An 18122-nucleotide genomic window follows, 5' to 3' on the forward strand; every position below is an offset into this window, starting at 1 on the left:
AGATTCTAAATGCCATTTATTACAGACGTATACGCACGTGAAGTATTGGATTCACGCGGAAACCCAACAATCGAAGTAGAAGTTTACACACAATCAGGTGCTTTCGGGCGCGCGCTTGTTCCATCTGGAGCATCAACGGGTGAATACGAAGCAGTTGAACTTCGTGACGGTGAAAAAGACCGCTACCTTGGTAAAGGGGTACAAAAAGCAGTCGATAACGTAAACAATGAAATCGCTGAAGAAATCATCGGTTACGATGTTACAGAACAAGTAGCAATCGACCAGGCGATGATCGCTCTTGACGGTACAGAAAACAAAGGTAAATTAGGTGCCAACGCAATCCTTGGTGTATCCATGGCTGTTGCACGCGCAGCTGCTGACTTCTTCGGAGTGGAATTATACCAATACCTTGGTGGTTTCAACGCGAAGCAGCTTCCAGTTCCAATGATGAACATCGTAAATGGTGGAGAACACGCTGATAACAACGTAGACATCCAGGAATTCATGGTTATGCCTGTAGGAGCTCCTACTTTCAAAGAAGGTCTCCGCATGGGTGCTGAAATCTTCCACAGCCTGAAATCAGTTCTTAAATCAAAAGGCTACAACACTGCAGTTGGTGACGAAGGTGGATTCGCTCCAAACCTTAAGTCTAACGAAGAAGCACTATCAACAATCATTGAAGCAATCGAAAAAGCCGGTTACAAACCAGGTGAAGAAGTTCTTCTTGCAATGGACGTAGCAGCTTCTGAAATCTACAACAAAGAAGACGGTAAATATCATCTTTCTGGTGAAGGCGTTGTTCGTACGTCAGCAGAAATGGTTGATTGGTACGAAGAAATGTGTAACAAATACCCAATCATCTCAATTGAAGATGGTCTTGACGAAAACGACTGGGATGGTTTCAAACTACTGACTGACCGCATCGGTAACAAGGTTCAATTAGTAGGAGATGACCTATTCGTTACAAACACAACGAAGCTTTCTCAAGGTATCGAGCAAGGTATCGGTAACTCGATCCTGATCAAAGTGAACCAAATCGGTACACTGACTGAAACATTCGACGCGATCGAAATGGCGAAACGCGCTGGTTACACAGCCGTCATCTCTCACCGTTCAGGTGAAACAGAAGACAGCACAATCGCTGACATCGCTGTTGCAACAAACGCTGGTCAAATCAAAACAGGTGCTCCATCACGTACAGACCGCGTAGCAAAATACAACCAACTTCTTCGCATCGAAGATCAATTGGCTCACACAGCTCAATATCTTGGAGCGAAAACATTCTATAACGTTAATCGCTAATTAGCGATTGAAGAGAGGCAGCCCCGTCTTTGGACGGGGCTGTTTTTTTGGTTTGGGGAGGTTTTTGGAGGGGGATGTGATCTGTGTCCAGCTTTTTGGTGTTGATTTGAGGGCTTTCGGAGGGGGACAGTTTCTGGTTTTAATAGGAATCCAGCGGGTTTGGGTGAAAATCCGGCCGTTTTCGATGATAATCCGGCGGGTTTAGGAGAAAATCGAGCCGATTCAGCGTCAAATCCGGCCAAAACCGCAAGTAATCCAGCCGAATGACATTTAATTCCAAAACCAAACACAGCGATCCACTGACCTCCATCCAACTCTTTACATAATTCAAACAATATTACCTTGTCCCCTACATCTTTCCTATGGTAAACTAAGACTAATGTTATGTTCGTATCAGGAGGTGGGACTCATGCACACAATACTCGTCACTTTACTTATTATTGTATCAATTGCACTTATTGCTCTTGTATTACTTCAGTCAGGTAAAAGTGCTGGACTTTCAGGGGCCATCTCTGGTGGTGCAGAACAACTTTTCGGGAAACAAAAAGCTCGTGGGATTGACTTAGTACTGCACAGAATCACAATCGTATTATCGGTACTATTCTTCGTACTAACCATCGCCATCGTAGCTATCTAATACGAACCAAAACCTGATCATTAAGGTCAGGTTTTTTTATTTTAACAAACAGTTCAAGCGAAATATTGGATTGTCTGACCATTGTTTGCTAAAAATAGAGAAGAAGAGTGGATTAAACGATCGTTTAATCGAACCAAGCCTGTTGTAATAAGGTTTCTTGATACTAATCAAACGTTTGTTTAACAAAAATCCACAGAAAATCAGCCTACATACTAAAATCGGTTAAACAACCGTTTAATAGAATGAAGCCCGTTAAATCAAGGTTTCTGTCTCTTATTCAAACGTTTGTTTAAAATGAGATAAAAGGAGTCATAAAGATGAAAACTGTATTACCAAAACCATTTACATTCGAAGCGGGTCCACGAGCCGTATTGCTGCTTCACGGATTCACGGGAAATTCGGCCGATGTCCGGATGCTTGGACGCTTCCTGGAAAAGAAGGGCTATTCATCCCATGCCCCTCACTATAAAGGACACGGTGTTCCACCTGAAGAATTGGTCCATACAGGGCCTGAAGATTGGTGGAAGGATGTCATGGAAGGCTATGAGCATTTAAAGAGCAAGGGGTACGAGGAAATTGCGGTTGCAGGCCTTTCTCTTGGAGGGGTATTTTCTCTTAAATTAGGTTACACTGTACCTGTAAAGGGTATTGTCCCTATGTGTGCGCCAATGTATATAAAAAGTGAAGACGTAATGTTTAAAGGGGTTGTCGATTACGCCCGTGAATTTAAAAAGTTTGAAGGAAAACCGGAAGACCAAATTGAAAAAGAAATAGAAGAGTTTAAGAAAACACCGATGAATACGTTGAAGTCCCTGCAGGAATTGATTGCAGATGTGCGTGAAAACGTGGACATGATCTATTCACCGACATTCGTCGTACAGGCAAGGCATGATCATATGATCAATACGGATTCTGCGAATATCATTTACGACAACGTGGAGTCGGATGAGAAAGAGATCAAGTGGTACGAAGAGTCCGGTCATGTCATTACATTGGATAAAGAAAAAGAACAGCTTCATGAAGACGTCTACGATTTCCTGGAGAAATTGGATTGGACGGTTTGATGAATTCGATGATCAGGAGGGATTGTCATGGACGAAAATATTAAAGTGCATGTGGATAGGCTCCTTTCTTATATGAAGGAAGAGGCATACAAACCATTGACGGTGCAGGAGCTTGAAGAAGCATTCGGAATTGAAGGGTCCACGAATTTCAAGGATTTTGTCAAAGCACTTGTCGTAATGGAAGAAAAGGGGCTCGTCGTACGCACAAGAAGCAATCGCTACGGTCTGCCTGAGAAAATGAATCTGGTTAGAGGGAAAGTATCCGCTCATGCAAAAGGATTTGCGTTTGTGATACCGGAAGAATCTGGTATGGATGATATCTTCATCCCTCCGAATGAAACGAATAACGCCATGCATGGCGATATTGTATTAGTCAGGGTTTCGACCTCTTCTTCAGGTTCAAGAAGGGAAGGGACCGTCGTCCGGATCGTCGAACGCGGTGTCGATCAAATGGTCGGTACGTTCACGGAAAGCAAGCATTTCGGTTTTGTCATCCCTGATGATAAAAAGTTTGCAAGTGACATCTTCATCCCGAAGTCTGCCCAGATGGGAGCGGCTGAAGGACATAAGGTCGTTGTGAAGTTGACGTCTTATCCGGAAGGACGCAAGAGTGCCGAAGGGGAAGTCATCGAAATCCTCGGTCATAAAAATGATCCTGGCGTCGATATTCTGTCGATTATCCATAAGCACGGGATTGACGTTGAATTTCCTGAAGAGGTCATGGATCAGGCGAATAAGGTGCCGAGTGAAATCGACGAATCGGAAATTCCGAACCGGAAAGATCTTCGCGATCAAACCATCGTCACGATCGATGGGGCAGACGCCAAGGATCTGGATGATGCCGTAACCGTGACGAAGCTCGACAACGGGAACTATAAGCTCGGAGTACATATCGCAGACGTCACGTACTATGTCAAAGAGAGCTCACCGATCGATCAGGAAGCATTCGATAGAGGAACGTCTGTCTATCTCGTAGACCGGGTCATCCCGATGATTCCGCATCGTTTATCCAACGGGATCTGTTCCCTTAATCCAAAAGTGGATCGTTTAACGTTATCATGTGACATGGAAATTTCACCTGAAGGCGATGTCGTCAAACACGAAATCTTCCAGAGTGTCATCAAGACAACCGAGCGAATGACCTATTCAGATGTAAACAAGATCCTTGTCGATAAAGATGAAGAGCTCCGTACGAAATATGAGCCTCTGGTGCCGATGTTCGAGGAGATGGAGGACCTGGCACAGGTTCTACGTACAAAAAGGATGAAGCGTGGAGCCATCGACTTTGATTTCAAAGAAGCGAAAGTGCTGGTGAATGAAGAAGGGGAACCGACGGATGTCGTCCTTCGTGAACGTTCAGTCGCAGAGAAGCTGATCGAAGAATTCATGCTGGTCGCCAATGAGACGGTTGCCGAGCATTTCCACTGGATGGAAGTGCCATTCATCTACCGTATCCATGAAGATCCGAAAGAAGATAAGCTTCAGCGCTTCTTCGAGTTCATCACCAATTTCGGTTTGATCGTAAAAGGAACAGCTAATAGCATTCATCCCCGTGCCCTTCAGGAAATAGTCGAAGATGTACAGGGCGAACCGGAAGAAATGGTCGTTTCGACGATGATGCTTCGTTCCATGCAGCAGGCGAAATACGATCCTGAAAGCCTCGGGCACTTCGGGCTCGCAACTGAGTTCTATACTCATTTCACATCACCGATCCGTCGTTACCCTGACTTGATCGTTCATCGTTTGATCAGAACGTATTTGATTGAAGGGAAAATCGATCAGGCCACCCGTGAAAAATGGGGTGCGCAAATGGGTCATATCGCTGAGCATACATCCAGCCGTGAGCGCCGTGCAGTGGACGCAGAGCGTGAAACCGATGAATTGAAAAAAGCAGAGTATATGGAAGACAAGGTGGGAGAGGAATACGACGGAATCATCAGCTCCGTTACGAATTTCGGACTGTTCGTCGAATTGCCGAACACCATCGAGGGTCTTGTCCATGTGAGCTATATGACGGACGATTACTACCGATTTGATGAACGCCATCTTGCCATGATCGGTGAAAGGACTGCCAATGTATTCCGGATTGGTGATGAGATCACGGTTCGTGTCGTAAGCGTCAATAAAGATGAGCGTGCTATCGATTTCGAAATTGTTGGGATGAAAGGGAAGCGTAAAGAGCGTGAAGGCCGTGTCCGTTCGATTTCGTCAGATCAAGGAAAACCAAACCGAGGGAAATCGAATCGTTCTTCTTCCAGTAAAAAGGACGGGGAATGGTCAACACGTCCGCCTAAAAACAATAAGAAGAAAAAAACAAATAAAAAGCATTTTGAAAATGCACCTAGAAGCAAACGGAAAAAGAAGAAATAATCGGATCAGGAGCAATGGGACGCCCTTTGCTCCTTTTCTTTTCAATGTGTAACAATACAATTTTCCTTCAAGATATGAGATAATAATGAGTAAACCAGCGATGACTAGGGGGATTCCAATGCCAAAGGGAGAAGGCAAGCTTATTGCCCAAAATAAAAAAGCAAGGCATGACTATGCCGTAGAAGAGACATACGAAGCGGGTCTTGTGCTGCAAGGTACTGAAATCAAAGCGATCCGGGGTGGCCGGGTGAACTTGAAAGATTCCTTTGCCCGTGTGCAAAATGGGGAAATCTTTATTCACAATATGCATATCAGTCCATATGAGCAGGGTAATCGATTCAATCACGAACCGCTCAGAACACGTAAACTACTTCTTCACAAAAAGCAAATCAATAAACTGATCGGTGATTCCAAAGAAGCAGGGTACTCAATCGTTCCTTTAAAGCTATACATCAAAAATGGTGTAGCAAAGCTTCTGATCGGACTGGCACGTGGTAAGAAGAAGTATGATAAACGTGAAGACTTGAAGCGTAAAGAAGCGAATCGTTCCATCCAGAGAGAACTGGCTCAGCGTCAAAAAGGAATGTAACACTACAGATTTCCGGAATGTGGCATTTGCAATTATCTCAGGATTTGTTATACTAGTATATGTCGCAAGGTAATCAGGCGGCAGTAAGAACAATTGAATAAGTGACTTACACGCTGAACTTATTCTTTCCCGTTCTTCCCTTTCTATCATGGGGACGTTACGGATTCGACAGGGATAGTTCGAGCTTAGGTCGCGAGCCGTAGGGGTCGTCTACGTTAAAACGCCAAAGCCAATAATAACTGGCAAAACTAACAATAACCTAGCTTTAGCTGCGTAATAGCACTTTAGCTGTTCCTCCCTCCATCGCCTATGTGGTAGGGTAAGGGACTCACTCTTAGTAGGCTACGCCGGAGTCCACCGTCTGAGGACAAAGGAAGAGATTAATCAGACTAGCTGCACGGACGCCCGTCGATAGGCAGAAGCTGTAGCGAACTTGCGAATATATCGACTACGCTCGTAGACGCTTAAGTGGCGATGTTTCTGGACGTGGGTTCGATTAGTTCATAGTCGCCTTATGTGGTAACACATAAGTGAAAATTTGGCTTTATCGGTGAAACCTAAGTCACACCCAGTGTGATATGGCAATGCCGAGCGGTATGTGGAGCAATCCAACAGCCGTGTATCGACTTATAGGCTGCCGAAGTTCGGTAGTACTAGGATGCGGAATCCTATCTCTCAGCAGATAAATTTACATTTCGCATAATACGCCAAAGGACCTGAAACTACAAGGTTCAAGATATAGTCAGTGCCATGTCGAAAGCATGGAATTGCACGTCCCACCGTCTCCACCAAATACATATTTGGTGGTTTTTATTTTATATAACTATATGAGAACTTTTGAATGTTATCCTCTTAATTAACATAAGTGTAACCATGTTTTTGCTGATTGGCATAGACATGGTTTTTTTAGTGCTATTATGGAGGGAAATGATTTCTTAATAAATTTTATAATTTGAAAAACTCCTCTTCAAAAGTCACCTTTTGTTTTAACTTATCCGTACTATACTTTCCGTTTCTAACTGTAACTCGATCATAATGATCAAGAATCCAGGATGCTCTTTTCTTCTTTTTGTGAACTCTTAGGAATGGGAAAACTAATTTTAATATATACAGAACTTGATTCTTAGCCTTGATAGAGAGTGTGTATGAATTAAGGTGACGATCTGGATGGTAGTTTTTCTTTTTAGTGATTTGACCGTTTGTTAGTATTTGAAGATATTCTAAAAGTTCATAATCAGTAGAGGCGACAGTAATGCAAGGGCGTCTATGTTCTTTGTCATGCATGCGTGTCAATGTAATGGAACCCTCTCCATCAATAATTCCAGCTAGATAAGCTGCTTCCCAATCCTCCATGCTAAACAACTCCTATTTGATAATTTATATATCAGTTGTACTATTCCTCTTTTTAAATAAATTCTAACCAACATAAATTTCCTATTTGCATCATATCTGCACATTTAACGGGCATTGTATAAACACCTACTTAAAAAAGGAGATGATTCTTTGTTAGATTTAATCGGCGAATCAGCCAAGACCTCCCTGGGGTACTTCTGGAAATCAGGGTGGGCTTTTGTACTGGGGTATTTGATCAGCTCCATGATTCAGGCATTTGTCCAAAAGGATAAAATGGTGAAGTATATGGGGAATGCCAGCTTGAAGTCGGTTGGGTTATCCTCGCTGTTTGGGGCGATCAGTTCATCCTGTTCATTTGCGGCACTGGCGGCGGGGAGGAACTTATTTAAAAAAGGTGCCCATTTCATTCCGACCCTTGCCTTTTTGTTTGCGTCTACCAATCTGGTGATTGAATTGGGGATTCTTATTTATATCTTTCTTGGTTGGCAGTTCGTTGTGGCCGAAATGGTCGGCGGTATAGCACTGATTTTGGTTACGTGGGTGTTAGTGAAACTCACCTTCCCGAAAAAATTAGTGGAAGAAGCAAGAGAGCATGTAGAGGATGAGGAAGATGAAAATGAGGAGTTCGATTGGAAAGAGAAGATAAGGTCTAAAGAAGGCTGGCTTCAGGTCGGTCATGAGTTCGTCATGAACTGGAAGATGGTATGGAAAGAAATCACGATTGGATTTACGATTGCCGGGATGATGGCGACTTTTGTATCGGAAGACACGTGGAAAAGCTTCTTTCTCGCAGATCAGCCGGACTCATTCTTAAAGGTATTGGAGAATGCCCTCATAGGGCCGTTGGTAGCGATGTTGACCTTTATCGGCTCGATGGGGAATATTCCGATTTCCACCATACTCGCATCCAGTGGGGTGGCTTTCGCAGGAATCATGGCATTCATTTATTCAGATTTGGTCGTTCCTCCGATCGTTGCGGTTCATAAAAAATACTACGGTCTTAAGACGGCCTTATATATTGCCGGTGTCTTTTACGTATCCATTATTTTAACAGCGCTTGGCATGCACTACGGCTTCACAGCCATGGGGCTTCTCCCTGAAGATGCCAAGAAGGTCATGAATGAAGATCCGTTTAAGATTGATTATACGTTTTGGTTGAATATCGTCTTTGCGGTGGTGGCAGGTGTGGCCATCTACTTAAATAAATTATTTAAAGAATCCGATGCCCACTCGCACATGATGATGATGGAGGGAGATTCAAAGTTCAAGACGATTGTGACGTATTTATGCTTACTTTATTTAATAGTAGGAACCATCTTATTCATTTTTTAATAGGGTCGCACAAAGGGATGTCCCATCGTTATGGGACATCCCTTTTACCATTCGTCATTACGTTAAATTCTCTATGTTTACCCTGTGTTTGTGCAGATTCTATGCAAATTAAAATAAAGCTGATCAAACGAAGAAAAAAGTAGCTTTTCCGTTTAATGCCATTCTAACTGGATAAAGTAATGTTGTAGTAACAAACAATCTTAAGGAGGAAGATAAAATGTCACATGAAAAGTATCAATCTGCCATCAAAGCACTTCACGAGTGTATGGAAGCCTGTAACCACTGTTTCGATTCTTGTTTACAAGAAGAGGATATTAACATGATGAAAGAGTGTATCCGTTTGGACCGTGAATGTGCGGATATATGTGCATACTTAGAACAATCCTTGGTAAGGGGAACCCCATTTGCAGCGGAACTAGCACAAGTGTGTGTGAAGATTTGTGAAACATGCGGGGAAGAATGTAAGAAGCATGATCATGATCATTGCCAGAAATGCGCCGATGCCTGCTTCAATTGTGCAGAAGAATGTAAGAAAATCGCTTAATCAGAAAGAAGTGGAGACCATCCAATAGTCTCCACTTCTTTTTATATACGTTCAAATTTTCCACTGGTACCCAATGCCCCAAATCGTTTTCAAGTGATTCTCGATTGGGAATCCTGCTTTTTTTAATTTATCCCTCAGATTCCTGATGTGTGAATCGACGGTTCTGATGTCGGTTTTGGAATTGATATCCCACACCATCAGAAGGAGTTGTTCCCGGGTATATACACGGTCAGTATTTTTCATCAGGGAATGCAGGATATTGTATTCTTTTAAGGTTAAGGAAAGAATTTGATTTTCATACTTTAACGTGTAGGTATGTCCATCCAATGTGAAGCCGCCCCTGGTTAGTTGTTCCGAATCTTCTATTTGCTCATAACAGGTTTTTCTTCTTAATAGGGCGTTTACCCGTGCAACAAGTTCATCTTCGTCAAAAGGCTTGGTAATATAGTCATCAGCCCCTACATTTAACCCCTTCACGATGTCATCCTTTTCCCCCCTGGCAGTCAACATGATGATGGGAACAGTGGAAAACTTCCTGATTTTTTCACATGTATGAAAGCCATTCAGTTCCGGCATCATGATGTCTAAAATGATTAAGTCTACGGGATGGTTTTTCATATATTGAATCGCATCATAGCCATTATTCTTCTTTACACACGAATAATCGTGTGGAGTGAGATAAAGTTCCAATAGATTCAACATCTTTGTTTCGTCATCTATTAATAAAATGGTGTTCATCGTTCAACCCTCCAGGCATTACATGATGATATTGATTGATGTCCCCTTTTCCGGTTCACTTTCGATCGAGATGTTTCCGCCGTGGGCTTCCACGAGCTCCTTTACGATGGATAAACCGAGACCGGAACCTCCAAATTCCCTTGAGCGTGATTTCTCTACCCGGTGCAACCTGTTAAATACCTTGGGAAGCTCATCGGCTGGAATCCCGATGCCTTGATCGTTGATTGTAAGGCCCAACCCGCCAGTTCCATGTGGTCGGACGATGACCGTAGTGGTTGAACCCGGCTTTGAATATTTCAAGGAGTTATCCAATAGATTCATGATGATTTGTTCCAGACGGATTGGATCTGCATGGAATGAAAAAGGGTCCTTGACAGAAAGGATTAAATCCATTTCCCGGCTTTTGAAAGCAGGAGTGATCTTTTTAATGATTTTATGGAAGTATGGCAAAGATTGTATTTCTTCCTGGTGGATAGAAAAGTTATTCTCATCAATCTTGGCAAGTTCAAATAGGTTATCGATTAATGTGACAATGGTCTTTGATTCTTCCTGTATGATCGTTAAATACTCTTTTCTTTCAGATTCAGGGATTTCGTCACGAAGAGATACATTCGTATAGCCAAGAACATACGTCAACGGGGTTCTCAGCTCGTGAGAAATAGTGGCCAGAAATTCAGATCGGTCGTGTTGAATGGTCTCTAAATCATTGGCCAGAGTTTTGATGGATGTTGCCAGTTCCCCTAGTTCATCTTTTCCCAGGTGGGGTAGCTTGACTTCGAAATTCCCTTTGCTCAATTCTTCAGTGGCTCGCTTCATTCTAATGAGCGGCCGTGTCAACATTTTGGATAGAAGAAAATGGATACCTGCTAATATGATGAGACTCATGATTCCTGCAAGAAGAAAGTGTCCATTTAGTTTACTGATCAAGTTCCGTAATGGAGAGGCGCTTTTAAACATAAAAACATAACCTTCGTTGCCATCTTTCTCAAAAGCCGTAACCGTAGCTAAATAATTCATGTCTTTCCAATTTGATTCAATGACCCTTCCTCCCCGGGGCAAAGATCGGGGGCTCTCATCAATGAGTTCTCTCATTCCTTTTGTTAATTTCTTCGAACTGATAATAACGTGATGATTTTTATCAGTAATCACCACTTCGGTTTCGGTTTTTGATTCCATGAGCGCAATATGGTGCAAGGTAGTAGTTGAATAACGATCCTCTAATACATCCCGGTGGCTGTTCCCCCGGGAAAGGATGGATTGAAATTCCTCCTGAATCCGGACATCAATTATATTGTCATGGAGGTATAACATTAATAAACCTTCCATGATGAATACGGCGATCGTAAAGTAAGCAGCTAACTTGATTGAAATCTTATTCATATCGGCAACCCCATTTATACATTTCTTTGTTTAGTTTAGGGGAAAAATATGAAAAAAGTATGCATATTATCCCTTCAACTTAAATTCGCTTAATTAAGTACTCAATACGATACCCTAAAAAAGCTGTCTTGAAAATGTTTGGTCTCCATATAATTTGCATATTTGCTGGGTAAAATTTTAAAAGAAATGATTCAAGGAGGTACTACCTATGAAACAACGCAGAAGAAAATGGTTCCCATTTATCATGACAGCTCTGTTTCTCATGTTGAGTGCTTGTTCAACTAACCAAGATGAGAATAAAGCAAATAATGATAATAAGACGGAGAAGTCCGAAGAAATGGACGGTATGGACCATGGTGACATGAATCACTCAGGTTCGGAAGAAGTACCAGAGGGGTTGAAAGAAGCATCAAGCCCAAAATATGAAGTAGGAAGCAAAGCCATCATAAAGGCTGATCATATGAAAGGGATGAAGGGTGCAGAAGCAACCATTACAGGGGCTTACGACACAGTTGTTTATACCGTTACCTATACACCAACCACTGGTGGAGAGAAAGTGAAGAATCATAAATGGGTCATACATGAAGAACTGAAGGACTTTGGTGAGAAACCTTATAAACCTGGAGAAGAGGTTGTCTTGAATGCCGTTCATATGAAGGGGATGAAAGGGGCAAGGGCTACCATTGACTCTGCTGAGAAGATGACGGTTTATATGGTAGATTACACACCTACTTCAGGTGGGAGTGTAGTCAAGAATCATAAATGGGTAACTGAAAGCGAATTATCACCAGTTGAATAAAGAAGGGAGAGATGTCCGAAATAGGTCATCTCTTTTTCACACAATCACTTTCCCTCTCTGTTTGAGATTGAAGGTTTATAGAATACCACCAGTGGTACAGAATAAAAAACAGGGATCAAGAGCAACAGCCCATTTTTACATTTAATCAAATCAATTCTGTTGACTATAATCGATTACAGTTGTAAACTATAAATATAAATCGATTACAAATGTAAACAAAAAAGGGGGGATAAACTTGCCCAAAGAAGAAAAACCGGAAATCACGGATTCTGAGTGGGAAGTGATGAGAGTTGTCTGGACGCTCAAAGAAGTGACCAGTAAGGAAATAAGTTCTGTCCTTCAGGAAAAGAAAGAGTGGAAGCCGGCAACGACGAAAACCTTTATTGGGCGCCTGGTCAAAAAAGGGATACTGACGACTGAGAAAATCGGCAACCGGTTCATTTACAGGCCGGGAGTCAGTGAGGAAGAAAGCCTAAAAACACTGAAGGCAGGATTATTTACTAACATATGCAGCCGGGCGGTGGGTAAGACGATTGCCGACTTGATTGGAGAGGCTAAGCTGAGCCATGATGATATCGCCCTTCTTGAACAAGTTTTACAAACCAAGAAAAGGGATGCTGTCGATGAGATCGCATGTAATTGCGTACCAGGACAGTGTACCTGTAAAAAGGATCACGGCATGAACTGCCATCACTAAAAATTAAAGGAGTGTTTTAGCAATGGAAAAAACATTATTAAACGTATCTGGAATGACATGTGGGAATTGTGTGAAAAAAGTAGAGACGGTTCTGAATGAACTGGACGGAGTAGAAAAAGCCAAAGTTGATCTCGAGAATGGTGCGGCTAAGGTGAAGTTTGACGAATCGAAGCAATCACCAGACAGTTTAAGTAAAGCGGTGTCTGATGCGGGATATCAAACAGAACCTGCCAAATAAAAGGTGGTTAGCACAATGACGGGAAAAACATTGAACATCGAAGGAATGACATGTGCCTCTTGTTCACAGGCTGTTGAGAAAGCAACTAAGAAACTGGCTGGTGTTCAACAAGCAAGCGTAAACCTTGCAACGGAGAAATTGAATATAACCTATGATGAAAATGAGCTCTCACTTGAAGAAATCAAGCAAGCCGTGGATGACGCAGGTTATAGAGCAGTTACAGAAATGGAGAAAAAGACATTCAGCGTGACAGGCATGACGTGCGCTTCCTGTGTGCAATCGGTCGAAAAGGCAACAATGAGGCTCGATGGCGTCAAGGATTCGACGGTCAATATGGCTACAGAGAAAATGGTCATTGAGTACGATCCCGCCGTCGTTACCGTGTCTGATATCAAGGGAGCGGTATCTGACGCAGGATATGAAGCACATGAGGACACTGATGTCGAACAATCAGTGGACGAAGACCGGGATAAGAAGGAGCAGCACATCAAGACCATGTGGAAACGCTTCTGGGTTTCAGCCGTCTTCACCGTTCCTTTGCTCCTGGTTTCCATGGGGCATATGTTCGGCATGCCGCTGCCCGATGCGATCGATCCGATGGTGAACCCAACTGGATTTGCATTGATACAACTGGTTCTTACCATTCCTGTCGTAGCGATGGGGAAACCCTTTTTCACCGTAGGATTTAAGACGCTTTCCAAACGCCATCCGAATATGGATTCATTGGTGGCCCTCGGAACGGGGGCAGCGTTTTTCTATAGTTTGTTTGCAAGCATCATGATCATAGCAGGAAGTGAACGGTATGCGCAGAACCTTTATTTTGAATCGGCAGCCGTCATCCTCACCCTCATTACATTGGGTAAATATTTCGAGGCCCTTTCCAAAGGGAAAACGTCTGAAGCCATCAAGAAGCTGATGGGGCTTGCCCCTAAAACGGCTACTGTCGTAAGAGATGGAGAAGAAGTAGAAATCTCAGTGGACGAAGTGGCAGTGGGAGAGATCATCATCGTGAAACCCGGTGAGAAGATACCGGTGGATGGAGTGGTGCTGGAAGGAAAAACATCCGTCGATGAAGCGATGCTGACAGGGGAAAGCATCCCTGTAGAGAAGACCAGTGGCTCAAACGTCATCGGTGCGAGCATCAACAAAAATGGAACCATCCGATACGAGGCTACGAAAGTCGGAAAAGATACTGCACTTTCCCAGATCATCAAGCTGGTCGAAGATGCCCAGGGGTCAAAGGCACCAATCGCCAAAATGGCCGATATCATTTCAGGTTATTTTGTTCCGATCGTCATCGTCCTTTCCATCCTATCCGGTCTCGCCTGGTATATAGCAGGTGAGTCAGGTCTCTTCGCCTTTACGATCACGATTTCGATTCTTGTCATAGCCTGTCCTTGTGCACTGGGACTCGCAACACCTACGGCCATTATGGTTGGTACGGGGAAAGGCGCGGAAAATGGCGTCCTTATTAAAAGCGGCGGAGCCCTTGAAACGACCCATAAAATAGACACCATCGTGTTCGATAAAACCGGCACCATCACGGAAGGGAAGCCTGTGGTTACGGATATCGTAACATCAGCATCCATTTCAGAAGAAGAACTCCTGGTACTTGCCGCTTCAGCTGAAAAGGGATCTGAACATCCTCTTGGCGAAGCGATTGTCAGAGAGGCGGAAGAAAGAGGGCTCACCTTGCGAAAGACCGACTTCTTTGACGCCATTACGGGACAGGGAATTGAAGTGACGGTTGAAGGAGACGATCTCCTGCTCGGAAACCGCAAGCTGATGGACGAAAATGATGTCGATGTCGGTGAACTGGCGGAAGTTTCGGACCGCTTGGCAGCCGAGGGGAAAACGCCCATGTATATCGCCGTCGAAGAAGAGATTGCGGGCATCATCGCCGTTGCTGATACGGTGAAGGAAACGAGTTTCAAAGCCATTGAAAAGCTTCACAGGATGGGGCTCCAAGTGGCTATGATCACGGGAGACAATAAGCGCACAGCGGAAGCGATCGCAAGAGAAGTAGGGATCGACCGCGTACTGAGTGAAGTACTGCCTGAAGACAAAGCAAATGAAGTCAAGAAGCTTCAGGAAGAAGGCAGGAAAGTGGCGATGGTCGGGGATGGAATCAACGATGCTCCGGCACTTGCACAAGCGGATATAGGGATCGCCATCGGTTCTGGTACGGATGTAGCCATGGAGTCGGCAGACATCGTCCTTATGAGAAGTGATCTCATGGACGTACCAACCGCCGTCGAATTGAGTAAAGCAACCATACGGAACATTAAACAGAACCTTTTCTGGGCCTTTGGCTATAACATCCTCGGCATACCTATTGCCATGGGAATCCTGTATTTGTTCGGCGGACCTTTACTGAATCCAATGATCGCTGGTGCAGCCATGAGCTTCAGTTCTGTATCCGTGTTGCTGAACGCCCTGCGTCTGAAAGGATTCAAACCATCAGAAACGTAGTTCTTGACGAAAGGAGCTTTCGAATACCATGAGTCATGACCTTGAATTAGAGCTTTACACCAGACCAACCTGTTCCGATTGTCAAGCTGCTAAAGAATACCTGAATGGGCAGAACATCAAATATGTCCATAAGAACGTAGGAGAAGATGAAAGGTTCGAAAAGGAACTCAAGGAAATATCCGGCTCCAGAATCGTTCCTTCCTTTGCTTTCTATAAAAAAGGTATATTCGGTAAAAAAAGAGTCGTAAAGAATTTGATTGGTTTTGAGAACAATAAAGAAGAAATCAAGCAATTATTAGGATTGAAATAACTTCATTAAAACAGCTCAAGGATGACGCAGAGGGCTGCAATATACAAATCAGAAATGTCCAGTAGATAATCAAGGACATTTCTGATTTGTTTTTTGTTGTTTTCTTCATTAAATTTGCACATTTATGGGGAAGAAAGAATAAAGGAGTCTCCAAGATATTACATGAGGTTTTTGTTTTAAAAAATACCGTAATGGGTATATGGGGATAAAAAACATTAAGGAGATGATTCTATGATGAATGGTGGAGGAATGGGCGGCGGATTCTTTGGAACAGGTTTTCTTTTTATCCTATTGATCGTAGCTATTTTGGGGGTATTCGTCTGGATGATGAGGGCCAAGACGCCGAAAGAGAACAACCAGACGCCGAATGCAAATCGACATTCATTGAGTTTATTAAAGGGCCGACTGGCAAAAGGGGAAATAACGGAAGAAGAATACGAACGACTTAAACGGAAAATCCAAGAGTAATAACCTACTTGCAAGACTGGTTGGTACGACAAACGGTTAGGAGAGGCAGCGATGAAAAGAAAAATGATTGGAAGCATACTCATTACGTTATTAGTGGCAATCGGGGTGCTCGTCTTTCTTCAATCACCCTGGTATAAAAATGGGGAAATGGCATTGCCCAAGGGAGTGACGGACGGAGAGACGAGTATATTAGACGTAAGCGCACAAGAAAAAGGTGACCGCCATGTCAAAAAATTTGAATTAACGGCTCAGGATACGGAGTGGCAGATCAGTGAAGGTAAAAAAGTGAATGCTTGGACTTATAATGGGACGGTTCCTGGAAAATCCATTCGTGTGACGGAAGGAGATTTTGTACAAGTTAAGCTTAAGAACGAGCTTGATGTACCGGTCACCATTCACTGGCACGGCGTCCTGCTGCCAAATAAAATGGACGGGATCCCAGGTTTGACTCAAGATGCTGTTCAGCCGGGAGAAAGCTTTACCTACGAATTCATTGCACAAGATGCCGGTACGTATTGGTATCATTCCCATCAACAAAGCTCCGTACAGGTCGACAAAGGCTTATATGGATCGTTCATTGTGGAAGAAAAGGAAAAAAAGTATAAGAAGGATGAAGTCTTCATCCTCGATGAGTGGGCAGTAAATCAAGAAAAAGAGGACATCACCAATATGGGAGGAATGATGAAGGGAGCCATGTCCGGGGACGGTGAAGCAGATACGAAACAAATGTACGATACCTTTACCGTGAACGGAAAATCAGGAAAGGCCATTGAACCCCTCGTGATGGAAGCAGGTGAAAAAGCAAGATTGAGATTCGTGAATGCCGGATACCAGGTTCATCGGTTGGTCTTTCCGGAGGGATCGATGAAGGTTATTGAGAATGATGCAGAAAGAGTGGTCTCTGATGATAACAACACCAATGTTCTTGAAATTGCCCCTGGCGAAAGAGTGGATGTGGAATTCACGAAGCCCGATCAAGATACGGTATTCATTGGTCAGGAACAGAATATAGACTACGCAGAAGACATGATTCTCCCAGTTGTTTCGAATGAGACTCATGCCGATCAAGAAGCGTCACTTGCAAGGGAAGCAGGGACTGCGAAAGGAATTTCATATGGGAGTGAAGAACTTATTTTCGACAAAACCCCTGACCCCGATGTTACCTATGACATGGATCTAAGCATGGGCATGTCAATGGGAGAAGGCATGTCCTTCCAAATTAACGATAAGACCTTTCCCGATACACCGCCTATCAAGGTGCAAGAAGGGGACATCGTAAAAGTCACATTAAGAAATAAAGGCAGGATGAATCATCCCATGCACCTTCATGGTCATCGTTTTCAGGTGGAATCCAAGAACGGAAAAGAATTTGAAAAACCGATTGTTAAAGACTTAATTCATGTGAAACCAGGCGAGGAATACGTGATTTATTTTAAAGCCGATAATGTGGGAGAATGGTTATTCCATTGCCATGATAACAATCATGCTGCCAGGGGAATGGTGACGATTGTCGATTATGAAGGAGTATATTCCCCGTTTGAGTTAGGCGGACAAGAGAAGAATCAGCCTAACTGAATCGATCATTAGTATTTACCACAAGAGAGGTATAAAACGTTCATGAGGATACAGATATATATAATGAATGTTTTATTAGCATAATGGTAATCAGAGAAAAATTTTAGGTCTGTTCACATTTTATGAGTGATGATTATTAATATTCTAAATAATCAACCTATAAACCGCTCTCAACGTTATTCTCAGATAACTTTGAGAGTTATTTTTTTGTCCATTGAGCAATTCTTTCCAACATTGTTACCGTTCTGTGAATA

General features: G+C 43.2%; 17 protein-coding genes and 1 other RNA gene. 15 read left to right on the plus strand and 3 right to left on the minus strand.

All coding sequences use genetic code 11. The features are described 5' to 3' along the window. Nucleotides 1–9 precede the first annotated feature (9 nt). From eno to ssrA, 6 genes are all read left to right on the plus strand, one after another. Nucleotides 10–1302 (plus strand): phosphopyruvate hydratase, encoded by a 1293-nt coding sequence (gene eno, locus N5C46_RS18000; RefSeq protein WP_034764211.1) that lies wholly within the window; start codon nt 10–12, stop codon nt 1300–1302. Between the two features lie 409 nt (nt 1303–1711). Next, nucleotides 1712–1939 (plus strand): preprotein translocase subunit SecG, encoded by a 228-nt coding sequence (secG, locus tag N5C46_RS18005; RefSeq protein WP_060672588.1) that lies wholly within the window; start codon nt 1712–1714, stop codon nt 1937–1939. 317 nt (nt 1940–2256) lie between these two features. Beyond that, nucleotides 2257–3003 carry an alpha/beta hydrolase gene (locus tag N5C46_RS18010; protein WP_261749673.1) on the plus strand — a complete coding sequence of 249 codons (747 nt, stop codon included), beginning with the start codon at nt 2257–2259 and terminating at the stop codon, nt 3001–3003. Between the two features lie 27 nt (nt 3004–3030). Continuing rightward, nucleotides 3031–5373 (plus strand): ribonuclease R, encoded by a 2343-nt coding sequence (rnr, locus tag N5C46_RS18015; RefSeq protein ID WP_261749674.1) that lies wholly within the window; start codon nt 3031–3033, stop codon nt 5371–5373. A 118-nt stretch (nt 5374–5491) separates the two neighbouring features. Next, complete coding sequence (gene smpB / locus N5C46_RS18020; protein WP_201714110.1) at nt 5492–5962, plus strand: SsrA-binding protein SmpB; 471 nt, start codon at nt 5492–5494, stop codon at nt 5960–5962. A gap of 158 nt (nt 5963–6120) precedes the next feature. Continuing rightward, nucleotides 6121–6461, plus strand: a transfer-messenger RNA (tmRNA) gene (ssrA, locus tag N5C46_RS18025). A gap of 446 nt (nt 6462–6907) precedes the next feature. Here ssrA and N5C46_RS18030 read toward each other — a convergent pair. Further along, complete coding sequence (locus N5C46_RS18030) at nt 6908–7315, minus strand: LAGLIDADG family homing endonuclease (protein WP_261749675.1); 408 nt, start codon at nt 7313–7315, stop codon at nt 6908–6910. 150 nt (nt 7316–7465) lie between these two features. Here N5C46_RS18030 and N5C46_RS18035 point away from each other — a divergent pair, with 150 nt between their 5' ends. Then, nucleotides 7466–8647: a permease gene (locus N5C46_RS18035; protein WP_261749676.1), complete on the plus strand. Its 1182-nt coding sequence runs from the start codon at nt 7466–7468 to the stop codon at nt 8645–8647. Between the two features lie 217 nt (nt 8648–8864). Beyond that, nucleotides 8865–9191 carry a four-helix bundle copper-binding protein gene (locus N5C46_RS18040; RefSeq protein WP_261749677.1) on the plus strand — a complete coding sequence of 109 codons (327 nt, stop codon included), beginning with the start codon at nt 8865–8867 and terminating at the stop codon, nt 9189–9191. Nucleotides 9192–9242: 51 nt separating this feature from the next. Here the strand turns inward: N5C46_RS18040 and N5C46_RS18045 are convergent, their stop codons facing one another. Then, on the minus strand, nt 9243–9929 hold the full coding sequence (locus N5C46_RS18045; RefSeq protein WP_261749678.1) for a response regulator transcription factor: 687 nt from the start codon (nt 9927–9929) through the stop codon (nt 9243–9245). An 18-nt stretch (nt 9930–9947) separates the two neighbouring features. After that, entirely contained in the window at nt 9948–11309 is a 1362-nt protein-coding gene (locus N5C46_RS18050) for a sensor histidine kinase (RefSeq protein WP_261749679.1), read from the minus strand. 208 nt (nt 11310–11517) lie between these two features. Here N5C46_RS18050 and N5C46_RS18055 point away from each other — a divergent pair, with 208 nt between their 5' ends. The 7 genes from N5C46_RS18055 (at nt 11518) to N5C46_RS18085 (ending at nt 17868) form a co-directional block, all read left to right on the plus strand. Then, nucleotides 11518–12108, plus strand: coding sequence for a YdhK family protein (locus N5C46_RS18055; RefSeq protein WP_261749680.1), 591 nt, complete (start codon nt 11518–11520; stop codon nt 12106–12108). A 235-nt stretch (nt 12109–12343) separates the two neighbouring features. After that, on the plus strand, nt 12344–12805 hold the full coding sequence (locus N5C46_RS18060) for a CopY/TcrY family copper transport repressor (protein ID WP_261749681.1): 462 nt from the start codon (nt 12344–12346) through the stop codon (nt 12803–12805). 22 nt (nt 12806–12827) lie between these two features. After that, complete coding sequence (locus N5C46_RS18065; protein WP_034764185.1) at nt 12828–13043, plus strand: heavy-metal-associated domain-containing protein; 216 nt, start codon at nt 12828–12830, stop codon at nt 13041–13043. A 15-nt stretch (nt 13044–13058) separates the two neighbouring features. After that, nucleotides 13059–15515, plus strand: coding sequence for a heavy metal translocating P-type ATPase (locus N5C46_RS18070; RefSeq protein ID WP_261749682.1), 2457 nt, complete (start codon nt 13059–13061; stop codon nt 15513–15515). A 28-nt stretch (nt 15516–15543) separates the two neighbouring features. After that, complete coding sequence (locus N5C46_RS18075; protein ID WP_034764181.1) at nt 15544–15825, plus strand: glutaredoxin family protein; 282 nt, start codon at nt 15544–15546, stop codon at nt 15823–15825. Nucleotides 15826–16056: 231 nt separating this feature from the next. Further along, the gene (locus tag N5C46_RS23235) at nt 16057–16293 is read left to right on the plus strand and encodes an SHOCT domain-containing protein (protein ID WP_272501214.1); all 237 of its coding nucleotides are present in this window, start codon (nt 16057–16059) and stop codon (nt 16291–16293) included. 51 nt (nt 16294–16344) lie between these two features. Next, nucleotides 16345–17868: a multicopper oxidase family protein gene (locus N5C46_RS18085; protein WP_261749683.1), complete on the plus strand. Its 1524-nt coding sequence runs from the start codon at nt 16345–16347 to the stop codon at nt 17866–17868. Nucleotides 17869–18122: the final 254 nt, after the last annotated feature.

Origin of the sequence: Rossellomorea vietnamensis (genome assembly GCF_025398035.1) — a bacterium.
In the GTDB taxonomy this organism is placed as follows: Bacteria; Bacillota; Bacilli; order Bacillales; family Bacillaceae_B; genus Rossellomorea; species Rossellomorea vietnamensis_B.